Source organism: Nitrosomonas europaea, from assembly GCF_900167395.1.
Lineage (GTDB): Bacteria > Pseudomonadota > Gammaproteobacteria > Burkholderiales > Nitrosomonadaceae > Nitrosomonas > Nitrosomonas europaea.
Window position 1 is genome coordinate 30848 of sequence record NZ_FUWK01000013.1, and the last position, 21950, is coordinate 52797.

The 21950-nt window shown below is 54.8% G+C and carries 18 protein-coding genes and 1 pseudogene; all 19 read left to right on the forward strand.

From position 1 onward, the window contains the following. The first annotated feature begins 40 nt into the window (after positions 1–40). The 19 genes and pseudogenes from B5D58_RS05890 to B5D58_RS05985 all read left to right on the forward strand — a co-directional run bounded on the left by B5D58_RS05890 (position 41) and on the right by B5D58_RS05985 (position 21814). On the forward strand, positions 41–1036 hold the full coding sequence (locus B5D58_RS05890; RefSeq protein ID WP_011111785.1) for an ABC transporter substrate-binding protein: 996 nt from the start codon (positions 41–43) through the stop codon (positions 1034–1036). Next, positions 1033–1821, forward strand: coding sequence for an ABC transporter permease (locus tag B5D58_RS05895; protein ID WP_011111784.1), 789 nt, complete (start codon positions 1033–1035; stop codon positions 1819–1821). Before B5D58_RS05890 ends, B5D58_RS05895 begins: the two co-directional genes overlap by 4 nt. Continuing rightward, entirely contained in the window at positions 1818–2612 is a 795-nt protein-coding gene (locus B5D58_RS05900; protein WP_011111783.1) for an ABC transporter ATP-binding protein, read from the forward strand. Before B5D58_RS05895 ends, B5D58_RS05900 begins: the two co-directional genes overlap by 4 nt. Continuing rightward, entirely contained in the window at positions 2606–3826 is a 1221-nt protein-coding gene (locus B5D58_RS05905; RefSeq protein ID WP_011111782.1) for an NnrS family protein, read from the forward strand. Before B5D58_RS05900 ends, B5D58_RS05905 begins: the two co-directional genes overlap by 7 nt. A 272-nt stretch (positions 3827–4098) precedes the next feature. Next, positions 4099–4377 (forward strand): annotated as a pseudogene (locus tag B5D58_RS14430) (patatin-like phospholipase family protein); the annotation flags it as partial. Between the two features lie 112 nt (positions 4378–4489). Beyond that, on the forward strand, positions 4490–5920 hold the full coding sequence (locus tag B5D58_RS05915) for a patatin-like phospholipase domain-containing protein (RefSeq protein WP_234989014.1): 1431 nt from the start codon (positions 4490–4492) through the stop codon (positions 5918–5920). Positions 5921–6285: 365 nt separating this feature from the next. Then, positions 6286–6813 (forward strand): sigma-70 family RNA polymerase sigma factor, encoded by a 528-nt coding sequence (locus B5D58_RS05920; RefSeq protein WP_011111781.1) that lies wholly within the window; start codon positions 6286–6288, stop codon positions 6811–6813. A gap of 121 nt (positions 6814–6934) precedes the next feature. After that, a complete protein-coding gene (locus tag B5D58_RS05925) occupies positions 6935–8161 on the forward strand; it encodes a FecR family protein (RefSeq protein WP_011111780.1) in 1227 nt (408 codons plus the stop codon). Between the two features lie 161 nt (positions 8162–8322). Next, positions 8323–10728 carry a TonB-dependent siderophore receptor gene (locus B5D58_RS05930; protein WP_011111779.1) on the forward strand — a complete coding sequence of 802 codons (2406 nt, stop codon included), beginning with the start codon at positions 8323–8325 and terminating at the stop codon, positions 10726–10728. A 243-nt stretch (positions 10729–10971) separates the two neighbouring features. Next, complete coding sequence (locus B5D58_RS05935) at positions 10972–11340, forward strand: DUF6164 family protein (protein ID WP_011111778.1); 369 nt, start codon at positions 10972–10974, stop codon at positions 11338–11340. Positions 11341–11559: 219 nt separating this feature from the next. Next, positions 11560–13053 carry an apolipoprotein N-acyltransferase gene (gene lnt / locus B5D58_RS05940; protein ID WP_011111777.1) on the forward strand — a complete coding sequence of 498 codons (1494 nt, stop codon included), beginning with the start codon at positions 11560–11562 and terminating at the stop codon, positions 13051–13053. Between the two features lie 55 nt (positions 13054–13108). Next, positions 13109–14032: a glycine--tRNA ligase subunit alpha gene (locus B5D58_RS05945; RefSeq protein WP_041357143.1), complete on the forward strand. Its 924-nt coding sequence runs from the start codon at positions 13109–13111 to the stop codon at positions 14030–14032. Next, a complete protein-coding gene (gene glyS / locus B5D58_RS05950) occupies positions 14029–16176 on the forward strand; it encodes a glycine--tRNA ligase subunit beta (protein ID WP_011111775.1) in 2148 nt (715 codons plus the stop codon). The genes B5D58_RS05945 and glyS overlap by 4 nt, the downstream gene beginning before the upstream one ends. Positions 16177–16187: 11 nt before the next feature. Beyond that, a complete protein-coding gene (gene gmhB, locus B5D58_RS05955; RefSeq protein ID WP_011111774.1) occupies positions 16188–16730 on the forward strand; it encodes a D-glycero-beta-D-manno-heptose 1,7-bisphosphate 7-phosphatase in 543 nt (180 codons plus the stop codon). Further along, positions 16730–17458, forward strand: a complete 729-nt coding sequence (locus B5D58_RS05960) for a lysophospholipid acyltransferase family protein (RefSeq protein WP_011111773.1) — start codon at positions 16730–16732, stop codon at positions 17456–17458. Before gmhB ends, B5D58_RS05960 begins: the two co-directional genes overlap by 1 nt. A 193-nt stretch (positions 17459–17651) precedes the next feature. Further along, positions 17652–20096, forward strand: coding sequence for a S8 family peptidase (locus B5D58_RS05965; RefSeq protein WP_011111772.1), 2445 nt, complete (start codon positions 17652–17654; stop codon positions 20094–20096). Between the two features lie 266 nt (positions 20097–20362). Next, on the forward strand, positions 20363–20593 hold the full coding sequence (gene mazE / locus B5D58_RS05970) for a type II toxin-antitoxin system MazE family antitoxin (RefSeq protein ID WP_041356688.1): 231 nt from the start codon (positions 20363–20365) through the stop codon (positions 20591–20593). Next, positions 20586–20927, forward strand: coding sequence for a type II toxin-antitoxin system PemK/MazF family toxin (locus tag B5D58_RS05975; protein WP_011111770.1), 342 nt, complete (start codon positions 20586–20588; stop codon positions 20925–20927). Before mazE ends, B5D58_RS05975 begins: the two co-directional genes overlap by 8 nt. Before the next feature lie 377 nt (positions 20928–21304). Beyond that, positions 21305–21814 carry a hypothetical protein gene (locus B5D58_RS05985; RefSeq protein ID WP_011111768.1) on the forward strand — a complete coding sequence of 170 codons (510 nt, stop codon included), beginning with the start codon at positions 21305–21307 and terminating at the stop codon, positions 21812–21814. The last annotated feature ends 136 nt before the right edge of the window (positions 21815–21950 follow it).

The window sequence follows — 21950 nt, forward strand, 5'->3', positions numbered from 1 at the left end:
CGCCATTCGGGTGTGCTGATGCTTCCAGGAGATTGCTGACATGAGAACAATGATACAAATACTCGTCGCTGTGCTCATGGCTCTTACAGTCCTGTCAGTGCATGCCGAACGAAGACCCCATCTCGTGCTGGCCGGACCATTGGCGGCCGTATCATTTCCACTGATCCACATGGTCGAGTCAGGCACCCTGGCTGATCTGGCCGAGACAGTCGAATTCGTCTCCTGGCGGGATCCCGATCAACTGCGTGTACTTGCACTCAAGAACAAGGCTGATGTACTTGCCATGCCGACCAACGTCGCGGCAAACCTGTACAACCGCGGTACTGACCTTGAGCTGATCAACGTATCGACCTGGGGAATTCTGTGGCTGGTCTCGCGCCGTGACAAACTGGAAACACTGGCTGATCTGAAGGGTGAGGAAATTGCAATTCCGTTTCGCGCCGACATGCCTGATCTGCTGTTCGGACTGATCAGCGAAGCTCAGGGGCTGGATCCGCGCCACGACTTCAAACTGCGCTATGTAGCAACACCGATGGATGCGATGCAGTTACTGATTGCGCGCCGCATCGATCACGCTCTGCTTGCCGAACCAGCTGTATCGATGGCGCTGCGCCGCACACAATCATTTCCGATCAGTGTCATTGCACCTGAACTGCATCGTTCGATCGATCTGCAGGCTGAATGGGGACGTGTACTGGAACGTGCACCGCGTATCCCGCAGGCCGGTATCGTCGCCATGGGCACGATACGTCATGATCCAGACCTGATCGCACGTATCCACGATGCCTACCGCAACTCACTCGCATGGTGTCAGGCAAATGCCCTCGAATGCGGACGGCTCGTCGCTACCTATACCGATATGCTCAGCGCTGAAGCAGTCAGTGATGCAATCGCTGTCAGTCCGCTGGAAGCCGTACCCGCTGCAGCCGCACGTAACGAACTGGAATTTCTTTTCACAACATTGATGCACCGTAATCCCGCCGTAATCGGGGGACGCATGCCCGATGATGATTTTTACGGGCACGGTTCGCCGTGATTCTGCTGCGCAGCGGGTTGAAATCGTTCCTGATCTATTTGTGGAGCGGCTGGGGGGCAATCGCGAGCCTGATGCTGTTTCTCGCCGTCTGGGAATGGGCCGGTCTGTATTACGGTGAACTGATCCTGCCCAATCCCCGGATCACCTTCCAGACACTGGCCGGATTGATCGCTGAGGGTAGCGCATGGCAGGAGCTCACGATTACTGCGCGTCGTGCACTGATCGGATTCGGCGCGGCACTGGCGGTGGGCAGTACACTCGGGCTTGTGGCCGGACTATCGATGACTGCTTTGATGATGTCGCGGCCGATCGTCACCGTATTGATCGGCACGCCACCGATTGCGTGGCTGGTACTTGCGCTGCTGTGGTTTGGCAACGGCGATGGTACTCCGATATTTACCGTATTCGTCGCATGTATGCCGATTGTATTCGTCGGTGCAATGCTGGGGGCACGCACACTCGACGGACAACTCGGGGATGTCGCTACAGCTTACCGTCTGCCGCCATTGATGCGCTTCACCGATATCGTGCTGCCGCATGTCGTATCCTATCTGTTTCCCGCCTGGATCACAGCATTGGGCATCTCGTGGAAAGTGGTCGTGATGGCTGAGTTGCTTGCATCCAGCGACGGTGTCGGCGCCGCCCTTGCTGTCAGCCGCTCACACCTCGATACTGCTGCGACGCTGGCATGGATCACTGCCGTAGTAGGGCTGCTGCTTGCTGTCGAATATCTTCTGCTTGAACCGATCAAACGGGAAATCGAACGCTGGAGGGTAGCTGTGTGACGACTGCAGTACACGCGCCGGCACACCTGGAAGTACGCGGGCTTGGACATAAGTTCGCACTCCAGACCATCCTCGAAGCTATCGATCTCGATGTCACCAGTGGCGAAGTAGTGGCACTGGTCGGTCCATCAGGTTGCGGCAAAACCACGCTGCTGCATCTTTGTGCCGGCCTCATGCCGGTACGTACCGGCCAGATTATCAGCAGTTTTAACAATCCGGCATGCATGTTTCAGCAACCGCGCCTGCTGCCATGGAAAAGCACGCTCGATAACATTGCGCTGGGTCTCAAGGCAGCTGGTACTGGGCGTGACGAGCGCACCCGTCGTGCACGAATGCTCGGTTTGCAGACTGGTCTCGCCCACGAGGATCTTGGCAAGTTTCCCCATCAGTTGTCCGGCGGCATGCAAAGCCGCGTCGCACTCGCACGGGCGCTGGCAATCATGCCCGATTTGCTGTTGCTCGATGAACCGTTCTCCGCGCTTGATATCGGCCTCAAGGCCGAGTTGTATGCACTGTTGCTGCATCACTTGAATACTTGCAGCCTGGGCGTACTGATGATTACGCATGACCTCATGGAAGCCATCCGCCTGTCTGACACGATTCTGGTCATGGCGCCGTCTCCAGGTCGTATCGTTCACCGCTTCAGAATCGATCTTCCGGCCATGCAACGGGATGATGCCTTCGTCTACAAAATGACAGCTGAACTGCTGCAGGATAGCGCGGTACGGACGAGCTTCAGACTGGCTCCGATAAAATCCGAGTTGCTGACCAGGCAGGAGCTGCCATGCTGAAATTCATCCATTCGGGTCCGTTTGCCGCACTGTTCGAATGCGGCTTCCGGCCGTTCTTCCTGCTGACTGCAGCTACCGCTGTGATCGCTGTCGCGGCATGGGTCGGGTTTCTCACTCTCGGCATGCCGCTGCCTTTGACACCGAATGGCCCTGTCGTCTGGCATGCCCATGAAATGCTGACCGGCTTTGCAATGGCATCGGTCGCTGGCTTTGTACTTACAGCGATTCCTGAATTCACTTCGACCCGCATGATCGAGCGCCATCATGTATTCATACTGCTCATTTTATGGATCACGGGACGTGTCGCGTTCGCCATTCCGATCGTCCCGGCCGGGACGATTGTCGCAATGATCGCCGACCTCGGGCTGCTGGGAATGCTGGCTGCCATCATCGCACCACGCCTGTGGCGTGACGCGAATCGCCGCCATCTATCCTTTTTATGGATACTGCTTGCGGTGATCGTGGCAACAGGCGGATTCTATTTCGATACGCTGACCGGTACTTACCCGATGCGCTGGCTGCTCGTGATAACAGGGCTGATGATGGCGCTCATCGTCATTGCAATGAGCCGTATCTCGATGCGTATCGTCAACACTGCACTGAGCCAGGTCGGCGAAACTGGTACTGCTTATCTTGCCCGGCCGCCACGGCGCAACCTGGCGATCTTCTGTATTTTGCTCTATACACTGGCCGAATTTGTCGCACTGCAGCACCCGGTATCGGGCTGGATTGCACTGGCAGCGGCGGCGGCCCTGTTCAACCTGACCAATGACTGGCACATCGGCCGCGCCTTGCTGCAGCGCTGGGCCTTCATGCTCTACCTGGTCTACTGGTTCATGGCGCTGGGGTATGCGGTGATCGGTGCGGCGATTCTCATGGAGACTGCCTGGGTCAGTGCCGGTCGTCACCTGCTGCTGGTCGGTGCGCTGGGACTGGCCGTGTTTGCCGTGATGAACATTGCCGGACGTATTCATGCTGGCATCGAGCCCGACAAACGGCTATGGGTTCCCATCGCTGCTACGCTGATTGCCGGCGCAGCTGTACTGCGTGCAATGATGAATTTCGACCAGATCGAAGCCAGTCTCGCAATCGTGGCTGCAAGCGCATGCTGGATCACAGCCTTCAGCCTGCACCTCATCTTCCATTGGAGAATACTGATCCGCCCGCGTACCGATGGCCAGCCCGGCTGTGAGGGGATCGCAAGTGATGCCTGACTTGCGTCAGTCATCACAGATGATTCACCTCGTTGTATCTCTTGAGTCAATCAAAATAATGCTGATCAGCATCAGAAAGAGTAATCTGGGAAACCCAGATGGAATATTTTGCGAAATCAGTTGCAACTGATGGGCAAGAACCGGGTAGAGAGTACTACTTCTCCATGTTCTGATCTGTAAATGAAAATAATTGGAGGTGCATGATGAATCCAAATGATACCAGTGACACCGAAACCCACGAACCGCCAGCAGATCGTTTTTGTGATCTGGTCATGAAGGGAGGGATCACGAGCGGGGTGGTCTATCCACGCGCGATCAGGCGGCTATCGGAGCATTATCGATTCAGAGGGATTGGAGGCACTTCGGCCGGTGCAATCGCAGCGGCAATTACTGCGGCGGCCGAATATCAACGCCGTGAAAACAATGGTTCTCGCGAAGGTTTCAATCTGCTTGGCAGTCTTCCCGAGGAATTGGGAAGTGAGATAAAAAAGGGTAAATACAAGCTTCTCAGTCTGTTTCAACCGCAGCCAGCGACACGCCGGTTATTTGCGGTATTGGTCAGAACACTGAACAAAAGCAGCACAAAAAACCGGTGGTTCAGTCTATTCCAGGGGTTACTGATAGCGTATTGGCCTGCGACTGTACTTTCGATGATAGTCGGCTTTGGCAGTTGCTCAAAGCGGGGCATGGCTGGCTGCATTCTTGCTGCTGGTTATAGCACTGCTACTCAGCATAGGTTATTGGGTTTACTCGGACATTACCGGGAAAGTGGTCGCCAATGGATTCGGATTATGCAACGGGATGTCCGAGGAGAAAAATATCGAGGCCCTGACACCCTGGCTGCACAGCAAGATTCAAAAGGCAGCCGGGCGAGATGCCAAGGATAAACCGTTGACATTTGGTGACCTGTGGGATGCAAAAGGATTTCCCCCGACGTGGCGATCGATACCGGAAGGAGTAAGAAAACGTTCTATCGATCTTCAGGTATTTTCAACCAATCTTGCTCATGGACGACCTTACGTCTTCCCTTTGGCCGAGCCGGAAACTGGAGAAAGTCGATTCAGAAGTCACGAACCCCTGTATTTTACTGAAGCAGAAATGGAGAAATACTTTCCTCCGGAAGTGGTGCAGTGGATGGTGGAGAAATCTCCTGCAAAGTCGAAAGAAGATGGAAAGGATATGCTTGAGTTGCCAGAACCAGAGCATTTTCCCGTGGTGCTGGCTACCCGGATGAGTCTTGCTTTTCCATTCCTGATCTCAGCCATTCCCTTATATGCTGTAGATCGTGATCTCACGGATGAGCGGAAGTTTCGCCGGTGCTGGTTTTCAGATGGAGGAATCAGTTCAAATTTTCCTATCCACCTTTTTGATGGTCTGGTTCCAGTTTGGCCTACATTCGGGATTCATTTAGAACCCGCAATAATGAGAAATCGGAAAAAGTTTTATTTACCGTCCAGGTACGATGAAGGCTATGAGGAATCCTGGAGCCTGTTTGCGGAAAAACCCGAACCTGCTGGCATATTAGGGGGATTTATCAGTGCCATTATCAATACGATGCAGAACTGGAACGACAATACCGTCAGGCTTATGCCCGGTTTCAGAGATCGTGTCGCTCGCGTCAGGCTCGAGGATGGAGAAGGCGGTATGAACCTGAATATGGAGCCCCACATCATCGAGGATCTTGCTGAGCGAGGGGAGGAGGCTGCCAATGAGCTGATCCAGCGTTTTGCATCTTCCAATGGAAATGTAGCGGTTGGCTGGGATGAGCACCGTTTTGTTCGATTCAATAATCTCCTCAAGATGATGAAAGCGCGAGTGCCAAATCTGGTGGAAGCACTCGGTGATGACTGTAAGTATGCAACCAGAATGGAGGATTTACTGGAGAAATTGAGCTGCGCAACGGATGATAACGGCAAGCTGATTCCTCCACCTGGCTATGAAGAGCCAATGACTCAGCAGGAAAGGGAGGCATACAAAATTATAGTAGCCGCATTAAATGCATTGGCAACAGTGATGAATAATCAGAAATACAATATCCCATTCAAACCGATTCCAAAACCGGAACCGGAGCTCAGGGTCAGACCACCCCTCTAATACCCAATTGCATTCACTAAACAACCACCGACTAAAGCCGGTGGTTGTTTCCTTCATCACGAACCAACACTGCAGTCCGTCTGCAAAATCAGAGGCTCATTCGCTCCCGACCATATTCGTCCTATATCAAAACCACGGGTAGATTCGTTTTTATCAGCCCGATAGAATAATAAGCATTCTCATTCTTGTTGATTGTCATGTTGGATAACAGCATTCATACCGATTTATGTCTGGTGTCTGACGCCACCGTGTCCACCAATATTCAAGCCCTGTTACCTCAACTCTGAGAAAACATCTCCAACTCTCGCAACTTCAGAATTAATACTCAGGCGGACGGCCTGAGATTTTTAAAATCAGTGACAGCTATGTTGACAGTTACCGACTACTATAAGGAATTGCTGAATTTCTGCGCCCGCACCCTGAAAGATCGCGATGCTGCGGCTGATCTGGTGCAGGAGGCTTACACGCGCTTCCTGGTGGCCCAGCGTTCCGGCGCCGCCATCGCGGACCCGCGTGCGCTGCTGTTCCGTACCACGCGCAATCTGCTGATTGACCAGCACCGCCGCGCCGAAGTCCGCATGCATCTGAGCCTGGACACACTGCTGGAAGAAGAGCAACCCCTGGCTCCCAGGCACCTGCAGCCCGAGGAGGTACTGGCATTCAGCCGGTATGCGCAGGCCCTCTACGCGGCTATTGAAAGCTTACCCCGGCGCTGCCGCGAGGCCTTCATCCTCAATCGTTTCGATGGCCTGTCCCACCAGGAAGTAGCCGAAAAAATGGGCATCTCCCGCAACATGGTGGCTCAGCATATCATCCGTGGCGTGCTGGTCTGCAAGGCCTGCGACGACCGTTTTCACGGCCGCGTCGTACTCGCCAGCAAGCCAGCGGAGTAAAGGAACCTCTGATCAAGCCCCCCATGAGCCGCATTGCAGGCAAAATCCGGATCACCGCCTTCAGATCTCAACTGATCAAACTCTCGTTCGTCTACACTAATAAGGAGCTCAAACTTTCCACATGAACCAGCCCGTTCCCAACCGCCCTGCTGCCAGGCCCGACACACCACCAGCATCTTATCCGCAAGAGGAGGCAGATGCGCGCGACTTTGCCGAGTTCATCGCGGGGCAAGACCCACTCGACGCGGCTGCTGCCGGCTGGGTGGTACGCCGCCAGGACGGGCTCACACCCGAGGAAGAAGCCGAGCTTCAGGAATGGCTGGCCGCCGATCCGGCACACGCCAGAGCATTGGCGCAAGTGGAAGACGTCTGGAGTCGCATGGATGAATTGCCCGACGAAGGCGTCGTGGCGCTCAAGGCCGGGCTACCGTCACATAAAGCCGGTACCGCGTTGCCGCCTTCGGTCGCGATACCTACTCCGGTGCCAGTGGCACCCGAGCCTCAGCATCATCCTCGGCCCTCATCGTCTATTCAGCCGGCCTCCCCCGGCCGTCGTTCCTGGCTGATCGGCCTGGGCCGCTTCGTGCCCCAGATCACGGCGGCAGCCGTGGCTTTCAGCGTGGTGAGCGTCGGCTGGTATGGCTGGAGCACCTGGCAGCACCAGCCCACCTTCCAGCAGTCGTTTGCCACGGCACGTGGTGAGCAGAAAAAAGTGAATCTGCCCGATGGCAGTACCCTGTGGCTGGATACCGCCACTCGGGCCGAAGTTGCCCTGTACCGCCAGCGGCGCGAGGTGCGTCTGACTGACGGACAAGCGCTCTTCGCCGTACAGTCCAATCCCGACCAGCCCTTCGATGTGCTCACGGGTGGTACCCGTATCACCGTGGTCGGCACCCGTTTCTCGGTGCGGCGCACGCGCAGCGGGCTCGGTGCCGAGGGCAGCGTCAGCGTGGTGGTGGAAGAAGGGCGTGTGCGCGTCGCCAGCCGCTCGGCGGCGCACAAAATGGATAGCAGCTCATCTGTCGAACTCAGCGCGGGCCAGTCCATCATTGCTGATGCGGCGGGTGCGCTCGGGCCGGTGAATCGCGATGATGCCCCGGCCGCCACCTGGCGCGAAGGGCGCGTCAGTTTCAGCGGTACTCCGCTGATGCAGGCGCTGGCTGAATTCGAACGCTATGGCGACACTGGCCTCGTCATCCGTGATCCAGCGGTCGCCGCGCTAAAGGTCAATGGCAGCTTTGATCTGCGGCAGATCGGCGCCTTTGCCCGGGCTTTGCCTCGGGTCCTGCCGGTGCAGTTGAGCACGAGAGACGGACAAACGGAAATCATTGCTGCTCCCGGCGGCTGAGGCCAGCCGCTCATCGCACCGCAACTGAGGGTTTGAGCAGCCCTGGGCGGATCTGATCACAAAAAAATTGAAGGAAGTTCAGGCGGCGACCTCAACACATTGGCGGCTCGTGCGTCAGCACACGTAGAAACCTCATTTTTTCTACTGTGGAGATCTCATTCATGCCGCGACTCACCCCGCTCGCCCTGGCCGCTGCACTGGCCTTGCCGTCATTGGTATTCATCGTTTCGCCAGCTCATGCCCAGACGTCTACCGCTATGCCTATCTCTCTGCCCGCGCAGTCACTGGGCGCCGCGCTGAATGAGCTGGCCTGGCAGGCAGGCTTGCAGTTGATGGTGCATCCCGATCTGGTGGAAGATAAGCAGGCGCCAGCCGTATCGGGCAGCCTGACGCCACGGCAGGCGCTGGACAGGGTGCTGGCCGGCAGCGGACTGAAGGCGGATATCCAGGGGACGGAAGTCATCATCCGACGGATGCCTGCAGCGGAGTCCGGCGTGACTACGCTGGTCGAGATGAAGGTGACGGCGCAGGGCATGGATGATGGTACCACCGAAGGCACGGGCAGCTACACCACGCGCAGCATGGGCACGGTCACCGGGCTGGTGCTGTCGCCGCGTGAAACACCGCAATCGGTCAGCGTCATCACGCATCAGCGTATCGAGGATCAAAGGCTGGTGTCAGTGGCCGAGGCGTTGCGCAACGCACCCGGTGTTTCATACAAGGCGATTGATCGTGGTCGTGGCGGCACTACCGTGCGCGGCTTCAGCCTTACCAATTTCCAGATCGACGGCGTACCGACGATCCTCGATGCCAATATGGACATCGACAACGCCAGCATCGCGATCTACGACCGTATCGAGGTGGTACGCGGCGCCACCGGCTTGCGCTCCGGCGCGGGCGATCCGGGGGCGACTATCAACCTCGTGCGCAAGCATGCAAACAACAAGGTGTTCACCGGCAATCTCATGTTGGAGGCAGGTTCCTGGAACCGCTACGGCGCCACGGCCGACCTCACCGCACCGTTGAATACCGACGGTTCGGTGCGTGCCCGCGTGGTGGCCAATTACCGCGATCAGGGCGGCTTTATCGATTTCGAGCAGACTCGAACTACGGTGTTCTACGGCATTGTCGATGCTGACCTCGGCAACCGCACGCGTCTGAGCCTGGGCTTCAGCGATCAGCGCAACGAGCGCAAGGGAACCTATTGGGGTGGCCTGCCGGTCTGGTATGCTGACGGCACACGTACTGAGTGGGACCGTTCCAAGACTACGGCGGCCAAATGGCATCGGTGGGATGATCACTTGCAGAGCGTGTTCGCGTCGCTCGATCATTACTTCGATGGCGGCTGGTCGATTCAGGTCAACGCCCAGTACCTGCGCGCCAAGGAAGTCACCAATCTGCTTTGGTTCGGAGGACTGCCAGATCGCACTACCGGCCTGGGCATGAGTGCGTGGCCATACTACTACCGGGGTAAGCCGCGACAATACCAGATCAATATCCAGGCTGGCGGTCCCTTCGAGCTGTTCGGTCGCACGCATGAACTGATGGTTGGCGCGGTGCACATGCACGGCAAGAGCGGCTGGGATTCGGCGGATCAGATCGGCGACCCCGCGCCGGTCGGCGATTTTAATCACTGGGACGGCTCCTATCCCGAGCCGGTTTATGGCCCGACGTATGTCGGTCGTGGACAGACCGAAACCCAGTCAGCCGCCTACGCTGCCGCGCGCTTGAACTTGAGCGACCCGCTCAAGCTGATCGTCGGCACACGCGTCACCCGCTTCGACCGCGACATCACCGCCATGTGGGGGGCACCCCCCTACGAAATGCGTGAATCTGCCGTCTTCACGCCGTATCTTGGCGTGTTGTACGACCTGAGCACCCATCTGACCGCCTATGCCGGCTACACCAGCATCTTCTCGCCACAGAACTTGCGCGACCGCAACGGCGGCTATCTCGATCCGCTCGAAGGCCAGAGCTATGAAGCAGGCCTCAAATCCGAGTTCTTTGATGGCAATCTCTACGCCTCGGCATCCGTGTTTCGCATTCAGCAGGAGAACTTCGGCGTGCTTGATGGCGGCACGCTGGTGCCCGGCACCACCGAGTGGGCATACCGTGCCGAAAAAGGGGTGAAGAGCGAAGGCTACGAACTGGAAATCACGGGCAGGATTCTCCCGCGCTGGGATGTCAGCCTGAGCTGGACACAGTTCTCGGCCAAGAACCGTGAAGGTGAGCGCGTTGCATTCCGGTATCCGTCACGTATGCTCAAGCTGTTCACCAAGTATGATCTGTCTGGTGCCTTAAACGGCCTCAGCATCGGTGGCAATGTTGAATGGCAGAACGACATGCCTGACTGGCGTGCGAACCCTGCCACCGGCCTGCAAGAGAACGTCGGCCAGTCGGCTTTCGCCACCGTGGGGCTGATGGCGCGCTACCAGCTCAACAAATCACTGTCAGTGCAGGCCAACATCTATAACCTGTTCGACAAGCAATACTACGAGGGTTCGTGGGGAACCTTCACCTATGGCGAGCCGCGCCGGATTTTGGCCAACCTGACGTACCGGTTCTGATCCGATTGCGTTTGTCGGCACCTCCGTATCCGGCAACCGTGCGTGCCTCTGTCGATCCAATAGTCGCTTCTCGCATCGCCACCAGCCTTGCTGGGCGGCTACGCCTTCTGCCGTGCTTTGCTGCCACGTGCGCCGGATCAGCGAGGGATTTCAGATAATTTATCAGCCTTTTGCAACGCGGATTTTACTGCGCTCCGATTTTGCTGGAGAATTTGGGTTTTATCCACGAAATTCCGTTACCCGATGTCGAAACTGTTATTCAAGCTGAGAAACGTACCGGATGATGAAGCAGAAGAAGTACGGGCGCTGCTGAGCGCGCACCAGATCGATTTTTATGAGACTTCTGCCGGTAACTGGGGGATTTCTCTGCCGGCACTGTGGGTACGCGATGAGACGCAGTATTCACAAGCGAGGGAATTGCTGGATGTCTACCAGGCGGAGCGCAGTGCACATGTTCGTGAGGAATATGCCCGACTCAAACAGGAGGGGAAACACAAAACGGTGCTCGACAGTTTTCGTGAAAATCCCTTCGCTTTCATTGCTTACCTGTTTATCGTGTACGCCTTGCTGTATCTTCCTTATAAGATCATTACCGGGCTGAGCAGTCAATAAAAGAACCTGTTTAATATCTCACTGAAGGACGCATTGCGGCGTTGAAATTGAACTCAACATACTCACATACTTCGAGTATGCTCCGCTTTTGCGTCCAATTTTGCCTTGCACTGCATTCCTTGATCGAGATCCTGAACAGGTTCTTAAGCTCATTTTCCTGGCTGCGGTAGATTACTTTTCTGCTCCGATTTTTCTTGATCCGATAGAAGTGTGAATATATTGAACGGTTATTTCAGACTGATTGCTGCATTTGCGTTGGGTGTGGCAACGGTTTCCGGTTTTGCGCCTTTTTATCTTTATCCGATTCCGGTGGTCACGCTGGCGTTGCTTGCTCTGCTCTGGCGCAGGAGCAGGACACCTGGCCAGGCTGCGCTGACTGGATTTACCTTTGGCATGGGCCTGTTTGGTGCGGGTGTAACCTGGCTTTACGTCAGTTTGCATGATTTTGGCCATATGGAGCCCGCGCTGGCGGTACTGGCGCTGATAATCCTGTGCGCTTATCTTGCATTATTTCCTGCGTTGACCGGATGGATCACCGCTTTCCGGCATTTTCGTGCATCCTGGGCATGGCCGGGGATGGTAGCGGCACTCTGGGCGCTGGCGGAATGGTTGCGCGGTACTCTGTTTACCGGTTTTCCGTGGCTGACAGTCGGTTATTCGCAGGCACCGGCCAGTCCTTTGGCGGGGTTTGCTCCGGTGATCGGGGTGTATGGCTTGTCGTTGCTGCTGATGTTGAGTGCAGCCTGGCTTGCCTGTTGGCTGGAGAACAGACAGAGCCACCGTTTCTGGCTGGGGCTGGGAAGTGTCTGGCTCATTGGTTTTGGTTTGCAGCAGATTCACTGGACGCAGCCGGAAGGAGAGCCGGTGACGGTCAGTTTGCTGCAAGGTAATATTCCACAGAATATGAAATGGCAACCGGAACATCTTGCAGCTACCATGCAGATTTATGCTGAACTGGTGCAGGAAAGCCCGAGCAGGTTGATCGTTACTCCGGAAATTTCGTTTCCCCTGTTTTACGAACAGGCGCCACAGGACTATCTGGCGTTATTGGCTGAACATGCCCGCTCCCGCCAGGGTGATTTGCTGATCGGCATGGCGGAACGTTCTTCATCCGACAATGGCTATTACAACACCATGTTCAGTTTCGGTACTTCGCCGGAGCAAAGTTATCGCAAATACCATCTGGTTCCGTTCGGGGAATATATTCCGCTGAAGCCGGTATTTGGCTGGATCATCGACGTGCTGCACATTCCGCTGTCTGATTTTTCGCGTGGAGGACTGGATCAGCAGCCGTTGGATCTGGCCGGGCAGCAGGTGGCCGTCAATATCTGCTATGAAGATGTGTTTGGTGAGGAAATCATCATGCAGCTGCCGCAGGCCAGCCTGCTGGTCAATGTCAGTAATGATGCCTGGTTTGGCCGCTCGATCGGTCCGCGGCAGCATCTGCAGATTTCGCAGATGCGCGCGCTGGAAACAGGTCGTTACATGTTGCGGGCGACCAATACTGGCGTGACCGCTATCATCGATGAGCGAGGCAGAGTGCTGGAGCAGCTGGATATGTTTACCACTGCCGGTTTGCACAGCACTGCACAGGGTTTTGGCGGTGCTACTCCCTATGTTCGATTCGGAAACAGTCTCGTATTTGCGTTGATTGGCCTGCTGTTGCTGGCCGGCAGCCTGGCGGCATTTTCCGGGAGACGCAAAACTCTGTAGAATGGGCCCGGTTCATCATCAGGCCGCTATCAACCCATCGCTAAACCGTCGTAACATGTCTATTCCCACTTTTCAGGAAATCATTCTTACCCTTCAGCAATACTGGGGGCAGCAGGGTTGTGCATTGCTGCAGCCTTACGATATGGAGGTCGGTGCCGGTACCAGCCATACCGCAACCTTTCTGCGGGCACTCGGGCCGGAACCCTGGCGTGCTGCCTACGTGCAGCCTTCCCGCCGTCCCAAGGATGGCCGCTATGGCGATAATCCCAACCGCCTGCAGCATTACTACCAGTTTCAGGTTGTACTGAAACCCGCACCACACGATATTCTGGATCTGTATTTCCGTTCGTTGCAGATACTGGGGCTGGATTTGCAGCAGAACGATGTGCGCCTGGTTGAGGATGACTGGGAGAATCCCACACTCGGTGCCTGGGGGCTGGGCTGGGAAGTCTGGCTGAATGGTATGGAAGTGACCCAGTTCACTTATTTTCAGCAGGTGGGCGGGATCAACTGCCGGCCGATCACGGGGGAAATCACCTACGGGCTGGAACGTCTTGCCATGTATCTGCAGGGAGTGGAAAACGTGTTCGATCTGACCTGGACGGATGGGCTGACCTATGGCGATGTCTATCACCAGAATGAAGTGGAACAGTCCACCTACAATTTCGAATACAGCGATACCGGATTTCTGCTGCTTTCTTTCGATAAACTGGAAGCACAAGCCAATCAGCTGATCGATGCACAACTGGCATTACCCGCCTATGAGCAGGTACTGAAGGCTGCGCATACCTTCAATCTGCTGGATGCGCGCGGTGCGATTTCAGTAACCGAACGTGCAGCCTACATTGGCCGTATCCGCAATCTGTCGCGCCGCGTGGCACAAGCCTATTACGATAGCCGCTTGCGTCTGCAGCCACCGTTTCCGCTGGCACCACGTGAGTGGGTCGCTCAGATTCTGAATCAGGCGGAGTCGGCATGATGATCGAAAATTTACTGATCGAACTCCTGACCGAAGAACTCCCACCCAAATCACTCGACAAACTGGGCAATGCTTTTGCCGCCGTCATTGCCGACAGCCTGAAAAGCCAGAATCTGACTACACCGGATACTATCCTGACTGCCTTTGCTTCCCCCCGCCGGCTGGCGGTGCATCTGACCGCCATTCCTGCTCAGGCACCGGATCAGGTCGTAGCGCTCAAACTGATGCCGATTACCGTCGGGCTGGATGCACAAGGGCAGCCAACGCCGGCATTACATAAAAAACTGGCTGCGCTGGGTATGGAAAATGTCGATGCCTCTGCGCTCAAACGGGTGCAGGAGAGTAAGGCGGAAATGCTGTTCCTGGAACAGAACGTTACTGGAATTCTGCTGGCAGCGGGTTTGCAGAAGGCGATGGAGGATGCCATTCGGCAACTGCCCGTTTCCAAAGTCATGACCTATCAGCTCGATGACGGCTGGGAGAATGTGCATTTCGTGCGGCCGGTACACGGACTGATTGCATTGCACGGGCAGAAAATCATACCGGTCAGCGCGTTTGGATTGACTGCCGGGAATACTACGCGCGGACATCGTTTTGAAGTAAAACAGACCGAGCTGATCATCGATCATGCAGATCGCTATGCTTCCCTACTGGAAACGGAAGGGGCTGTGATTCCGGGGTTTGACAGGCGCCGCAGCTGGATCCGGGAAGGGCTGGAGGCTGCCGCGAGTGCAGTGCAATTGCGTTGTATCAGCGATGAGGTATTGCTCGATGAGGTCACTGCACTGGTGGAGTATCCCAATATCCTGATGGGAGCATTCCCGACAGATTTTCTGGAAGTGCCGCAGGAATGCCTGATCTCGACCATGAAAATCAACCAGAAATATTTTCCTCTGCTGGATACCGATGGAAAACTGACCAACCAGTTTCTGATCGTTGCCAATATCACGCCGGCTGATCCGGGGCAGATCATCTCGGGTAACGAGCGGGTGATCCGCTCGCGGCTGGCGGATGCAAAATTCTTCTTCGATCACGATCGCAAGCGTACGCTGGCTTCACGCCTGCCCGATCTGGACAAGGTGATCTACCATCACCAGTTGGGTTCACAAGGGGAGCGAACCCGCTATGTGCAGACACTGGCACGAATCATCGGACGGCTGCTGGGTGACGATAACCTGGCCGGTCAGGCGGATCAGGCCGCGATGCTGGCCAAGGCCGATCTGCTGACCGATATGGTCGGAGAATTTCCCGAGCTGCAGGGCATCATGGGACGTTATTACGCCCGATTCGAGGGAATGGATGAAACGATTGCATTTGCCATCGAGGATCACTACAAACCCCGCTTTGCCGGAGATGTGTTACCGCGCAGTATGGCGGGAATTTGCGTGGCACTGGCCGATAAACTGGAAACCTTGATCAGTCTGTTCAGTATTGGCCAGCTTCCGACCGGTGACAAAGATCCTTACGCACTGCGGCGGCATGCACTGGGCGTCATCCGTATCCTCATCGAAAAAAATCTGCCGATCGGGCTGGATGTGCTGATTTCACGCGCGGCTGATGTATTGCAGGATGAAATGATTGGAAAACAGGATTCGGGGCCGGGTCATGCGCGTCCGGTAACGCCGCAACTGGTGGGACAGTTGCAGGATTTCTTTTACGATCGTCTTGCCGCCAGCCTGCGTGATCAGGGTTACACGGCTCAGGAAGTGGAAGCTGTTCTGAATCTGCGGCCTTCACTGCTGTGTGAAATCCCCCGGCGGCTGGCGGCGGTGCGTGCATTTGCCGCCTTGCCCGAGGCAGCCAGTCTGGCGGCGGCCAATAAACGGGTCGGCAATATCCTCAAAAAATCGGAATGTGATGCAACTGTCGCTATCGATGAAGCCTGTTTGCAGGCGTCAGCTGAAATCACTCTGTATCGCGCCTTGTCCGAAATTGAATCCGATGCCAGGCAAGCTTTTCAAAACGGTGATTATGTGACTGCCCTGCAAATTCTGGCGGCCTTGAAAGCACCGGTCGATGCCTTTTTCGATCAGGTAATGGTGAATGATGAGAATGAGGCATTGCGACGCAATCGCCTGGCCCTGCTGATGGCATTGCAGGCGACGATGAACCGCGTCGCGGATATTTCCCGGTTAGCTGCCTGAGTATCCCGGAAATGAAACTGATCATTCTCGACCAGAACGGCGTCATCAATTATGGCAGTGAAACCTATATCAGAGCACCCGGTGAGTGGAAATCCATTCCTGGCAGCCTGCAGGCGATTGCACGGCTGACTCATGCCGGTTATCGGGTGGTGACTGCCACCAATCAATCCGGCATCGGGCGCGGTTTGCTCGACATGACGACCTTCAATTCGATCAACGACAGGATGCTGCGCGCCGTGCAGCAGGAAGGCGGGCGGATCGATTCCCTGTTTTTCTGCCCGCACACTCAGCATGACAAATGTAGCTGTCGCAAGCCGGGTATCGGCATGTTCAAGGAGATCCGGCAACGCTACGGCATTGAACTCAGCCATGTACTTGCGGTGGGTGATTCTTTGCGCGATCTGCAGGCGGCTGCCAAAGTGGGCGCCATTCCCGTGCTGGTGTTGACCGGCAAGGGCCAGGTCACCCTGGCGGAGGGTAATCTGCCAGCAGGTACGCAAATCTATCCGGATTTGTCAGCAGTGGCAGACAGCCTCGAAGTAGAGGCAGTGTAATGGCCGGTTTGCGTTCTCTGATCTACATGCTGCTGCAGGCAATTATTACACCGCCGTATGCGCTGTTTACGCTGATGTGTTTCGCGTTGCCTCCTCATTCCCGCTATCAAGTCACTTATGGCTGGACCCGGCTGATGCTGTTCATGCTGCGTACCATCTGCGGCCTGCGTTATGAAGTGCTGGGACGGGAAAATATCCCGGATCAGCCATCGATCATCCTTTCCAAGCACCAGTCCGCCTGGGAAACACTGGCCTTGCAGCAGATTTTTCCACCGCAGGTATGGGTGCTGAAAAAAGAACTGCTGCGCATTCCATTCTTCGGCTGGGGGCTTGCCATGACCAGCCCGATCGCGATCGACCGCAGTGCCGGCAAAGCAGCGCTGGAGCAGATCGTAGAGCAGGGAAGGGAACGGTTGCAGCAGAATTTCTGGATCGTCGTTTTCCCCGAAGGTACGCGCATTCCCCCTGGCAAAAAAGGCAAATACCGCATTGGTGGCGCCTGGCTGGCTGTGCATACCGGTGCGCTGGTCGTACCGGTGGCGCACAATGCCGGGGAATTCTGGGGCAGAAATTCCTTCATCAAATATCCCGGCACCATCACGTTGAGTATCGGCCATCCGATTCATCCGGATGGCATCGAAGCAGGCGAGCTGATGGCACAGGCGGAAGCATGGATAGAAGCTGAAACTGCACGCATCAGTCGCCCGTCACACCGGCCGATCGAATGATCGTGATATTGACAATCATCACCTGAGCTGTTTTGGCCATTATCCGAGCCATCGTTTTCTTCTCCCGCACGAATTGAAATAATCTGTTTTCTGCAACAGGCAGAGAGTATTATTTGATTGACATAGTCGGATCAGATACACGATCAGAATCGATCTGACAGAAAGCGGGACTATTCAGTCAAGGAGAAAAAACATGGCCACAGAAAAACGGAGTTCCCGTTCCACCAGCAGCAAATCATCCGGCAGCAAATCAGCTGGTACTGGAAAGACCAGACAACCCGGCGTCGAACACATCAGTCCTTTTGCTCAATTTTCCCGTTCTGCAGCCAGCACTAAATCTGCCGAATTTCCATCGATCTTGAACAAGGAAGGCAGTTCACCGGAAGTCGGTACGATCGTGTATATCCATGGCATAGGAAACAAACCCGTGGCATCGATCCTGAAATGCCAATGGGATACGGCACTGTTTGGTGCACCCATGGGAGATCGCACCCGCATGGCGTACTGGGTGGATCGTAATCGTTACCCCAAACCCAAGGACGCCAGTTGTGCCGACAAGGATACGCTGCCGGAGGATGCAGGTGGAATGGGGGTACAGGCGCTGCAGGAAAACGAGCTGGAGCCGGAAATCAAACTGAGTGCGGCCGAGCGCAAAATCATGGCCGCACTGGAAGAACGTCTGCGCGCAGGAGAAAAGCAGCCCGGCGGTGTCAATGTCAAGGTACTGCCTCTGCCAGAGAGTGTGCGATTGTGGATTACCCGCCGTATTACCAAACTGTTCCTCAAGGATGTGCAGGATTTCTTTTTCGATGAGCACAAGCGCAACGTGATGGAACAGTCGCTGCGTGATCGTCTGGATGTCGGCGGTGGCCCGTTCATCGTGGTTGCTCACAGCCAGGGCTCGATGATCGCCTATCATGTACTGCGCCAGTTGAAAAAAGCTGACTGTGACGTACGCCTGTTCATCACTATCGGTTCACCCCTCGGTATTCAGGAAGCGCAGGATGTGCTTGGCAAGATCGGTTCCGGCAAACCGCTTGCCGTGCCGGAATGTGTCGATCGCTGGCTGAATGTGGCTGAACGCCTCGATCCCGTCGCACTTGATTCAGATCTTGGTAACGATTATCAGCCTAACAGTCACGGTGTGAAGATCGAGAATCACGCCGGTTTGATGATAAATCCTGAGTGGGCATCCAATCCCCATTCGGGTACGGGTTATCTTTCACTCGATATCGTGCGTCAGGCTGTGCGTGAGACAGCAGGTCCTACCTTCAGCAATCCGGTGGGTCGCAATATCCTGATGAAAGATCTGGTCGACAATATCGAGGATGGCCACCGTGAGCAGAGACACCCGACACTGATTCAACTGGTTTCAGATGACGATGATGCCACCTCGCTGGATGAGGTGCGTGATCGCCTCAGTAACCTGATAAAGAATGTCCTGATTTTCAACAACGCTGAACCCGAAGAAGGGCGCATCCAGCTTATGCGCCGTTTCATCTCGGCGGATCTGACCCGGAGTGAAATCGAGGAATTACGTTCGCACTGCAGTACATTGAAAATCGATCGCGTGTGGCGTAATGCGCTCAAGCGTACGCTGCTGCACCAATCGGCACACACGATCCAGGTGCGCCCGGCCAATCTGGGTTATGGTGCCTGTGGCCAGAATATCGCCTGGGCCGTGCTCGATACCGGAATCGCTGCTGATCACCCGCATTTCAAAAAACACAACAATGTGGTCGCACAGTGGGATTGCACCGGCAGTGGCAGCCCCAGGGAACTGAGACTCGGCGACAGCGGGTTTGGCACACTGGATGGTCATGGCCACGGTACCCACGTTGCCGCCATCATTGCAGGCACGCTGACCTTACCGCACGATGAAAAGGATAAATCTGAAATCCTGCTGCAGGGAATGGCACCCGAGGCCAGGCTTTACGGTTTCAAGGTGCTCAAGGACAACGGTAATGGAGAAGATGCTTTCATCATCAAGGCGCTCGATACCATTGCAGAACTGAATGAACGTGCCGGTAAACTGGTCATCCATGGTGTGAATCTCAGCCTGGGCGGCAATTTCGATCCCAGTGTTTTCGGTTGCGGTCATACGCCACTGTGTCAGGAACTGCGACGCCTGTGGCGTCAGGGAGTACTGGTATGTCTCGCGGCTGGCAATGAGGGTTACGCGCTGCTCGATTCCGCCAGTGGTGTGATACCAGCCAACATGGATCTTTCCATCGGTGATCCGGCCAATCTGGAGGAAGCCATTTCTGTTGGCTCGGTGCACAAAACCAATCCGCATACCTATGGCATTTCCTATTTCTCCTCACGCGGCCCGACTGCCGATGGACGCATGAAACCGGATCTGGTTGCCCCGGGTGAGAATATTCTCTCGGCACGCCATCAGTGGCCGAAAAGCAAGCTCACCATGCGTAATGCGTATGTCGAGATGAGTGGTACCAGTATGGCTACCCCGCATGTTTCGGGATTGTTTGCAGCTTTTCTTTCCGCCAGACGGGAGTTCATCGGCTATCCGGATCGCGTCAAAACACTGTTGCTGCAGCATTGTACCGACCTGGCTCGTGATCCTTACATTCAGGGTAAAGGGATGCCCAATCTGGTAAGAATGATCATGAATACCTGAGCAAGAGCCGGCCAGGTCGCTCTTGGGTTGTCTGATTATTAAGATAACCCGTGTGTTGCCGCTCCGGCGGCCAATATGCCCCGCTGGAGCGAGGCCATATTTTGGCCACTCAATAACATAATAAATGGGCATTTTAAGCTGCGTTTTTAACGCAGAAATGGCAACGCAGGTAGTTTTTCAGAGGTTTTTTAAGCGTCTAATCACATACCTATGAGTATTACTATAAAATATGACTATGTAGATTAATAAATAGTATGAGGAATACCATGACTCATAGAGTGACTATTACGCTCGACGCAGAAACATTTGCTTTTCTGAACGATGTTGCAAGTAGTAATCGTAGCGCCTATGTTAATCAGCTCTTAAAACAGGATCGCAAAAATTTCCTGCAGGCAGCGCTACGCAAAGCGAATCAGGAAGAGGCAGAAGATACAAACTACCAGGAAAAATTACAGGCATGGGAAAGTACGCTGTCAGATGGATTAGCCAATGACTGATTTCAAGCAGCGGGATATTTACTGGATCGATCTTGAACCGACAAAGGGTGCGGAAACAAGAAAATTAAGGCCATGTGTAATTATTCAAAGTGACCTGGTTAACGTTCAATCCAGAACAGTGATAGTTGCCCCTTTGCTCCTTCAGCATAAACCCTGGCCATTTGCAGTGAATCTGGAGCCCACAGAAAAAAATGGTCTGGATAAGGATCGTCATATCAACCTCAAGCAATTACGCGCGGTTGATATTTCACGCATTGGAAAAAAACAAGGCAGGCTTGAAAATAGATACAAGGATCCTATCAAAGCAGCTTTAATGATCATCTTTGATTTGTAAGCTGGTAAATATGCCTCGCTGGAGCGAGGCGGGCTGCATTCTCACACGGAGCGTGGGAACTCAATTGGCTATCCGGATCGCGTCAAGGCACTGCTGCTGCAGTATTGCACCGACCTGGCCCGTGATCCCTATATTCAGGGTAAAGGAATGCTTAATCTGGTAAGAATGATCATGAATACCTGAAAGAAAGTCAGCCGGGACACATCGCCGGGTTGCCAGATTATTAAAAAATAAAATCATGACAAAATTTTTGGGCTGATTATGACTCAAACATAAAATAGTCAAAATAGTAATCGTATTGATCAAAAGTGCTTCCACCAGAAGAGTAGGTCACTACTCTTTCGTTCTTGACTGAGCAGTTCTAAATGGAGGGCATCATGAGACGCATATACTTTTTGGTTCCAGAGATCGTTACTACCCGAAAAATTGTTGATGATTTGCTTCTGGCAAAGATTGAAGAGAGGCATATTCATGTGATCGCAAAACGTGGTACGCCGCTGGAAGATTTGCCGGAAGCCAACCTGCTGCAGAAAACTGATTTTGTTCCTGCTGTTCAGCAGGGAATTGCACTGGGTGGCGCCACAGGGCTGCTTGCCGGGCTGGTAGCCGTTGCGCTGCCACCTGCATCAGCAGTCATTGCCGGCGGCATTCTGCTGGCAACCACACTGGCGGGAGCCGGTGTCGGGTCGTGGGTAAGTGGCATGATCGGTATGACCATCGGCAATCGGCGCATTAAAGAATTTGAGGAGGAAATCGAAGCAGGAAAACTGCTGGTACTGGCGGATGTGCCAGTCAATCGAGTCGATGAAATTGAAGATCGGGTGAAACAGCATTTACCGCAAATCGAGGTGATGCGAACAGAACCCAAGGTTCCGGCATTTCCTTAAAACGAATATCCGGGCTCAGAACAGAGCCCGGATGTTTATCATAGAAAAATGGATGACTTCACTACATTTGCAATGATGAGGTGTAGTAGTTCAGATTTGATCTGACAGCAGGTCTTGCCAAGAGGTGGGATTACCC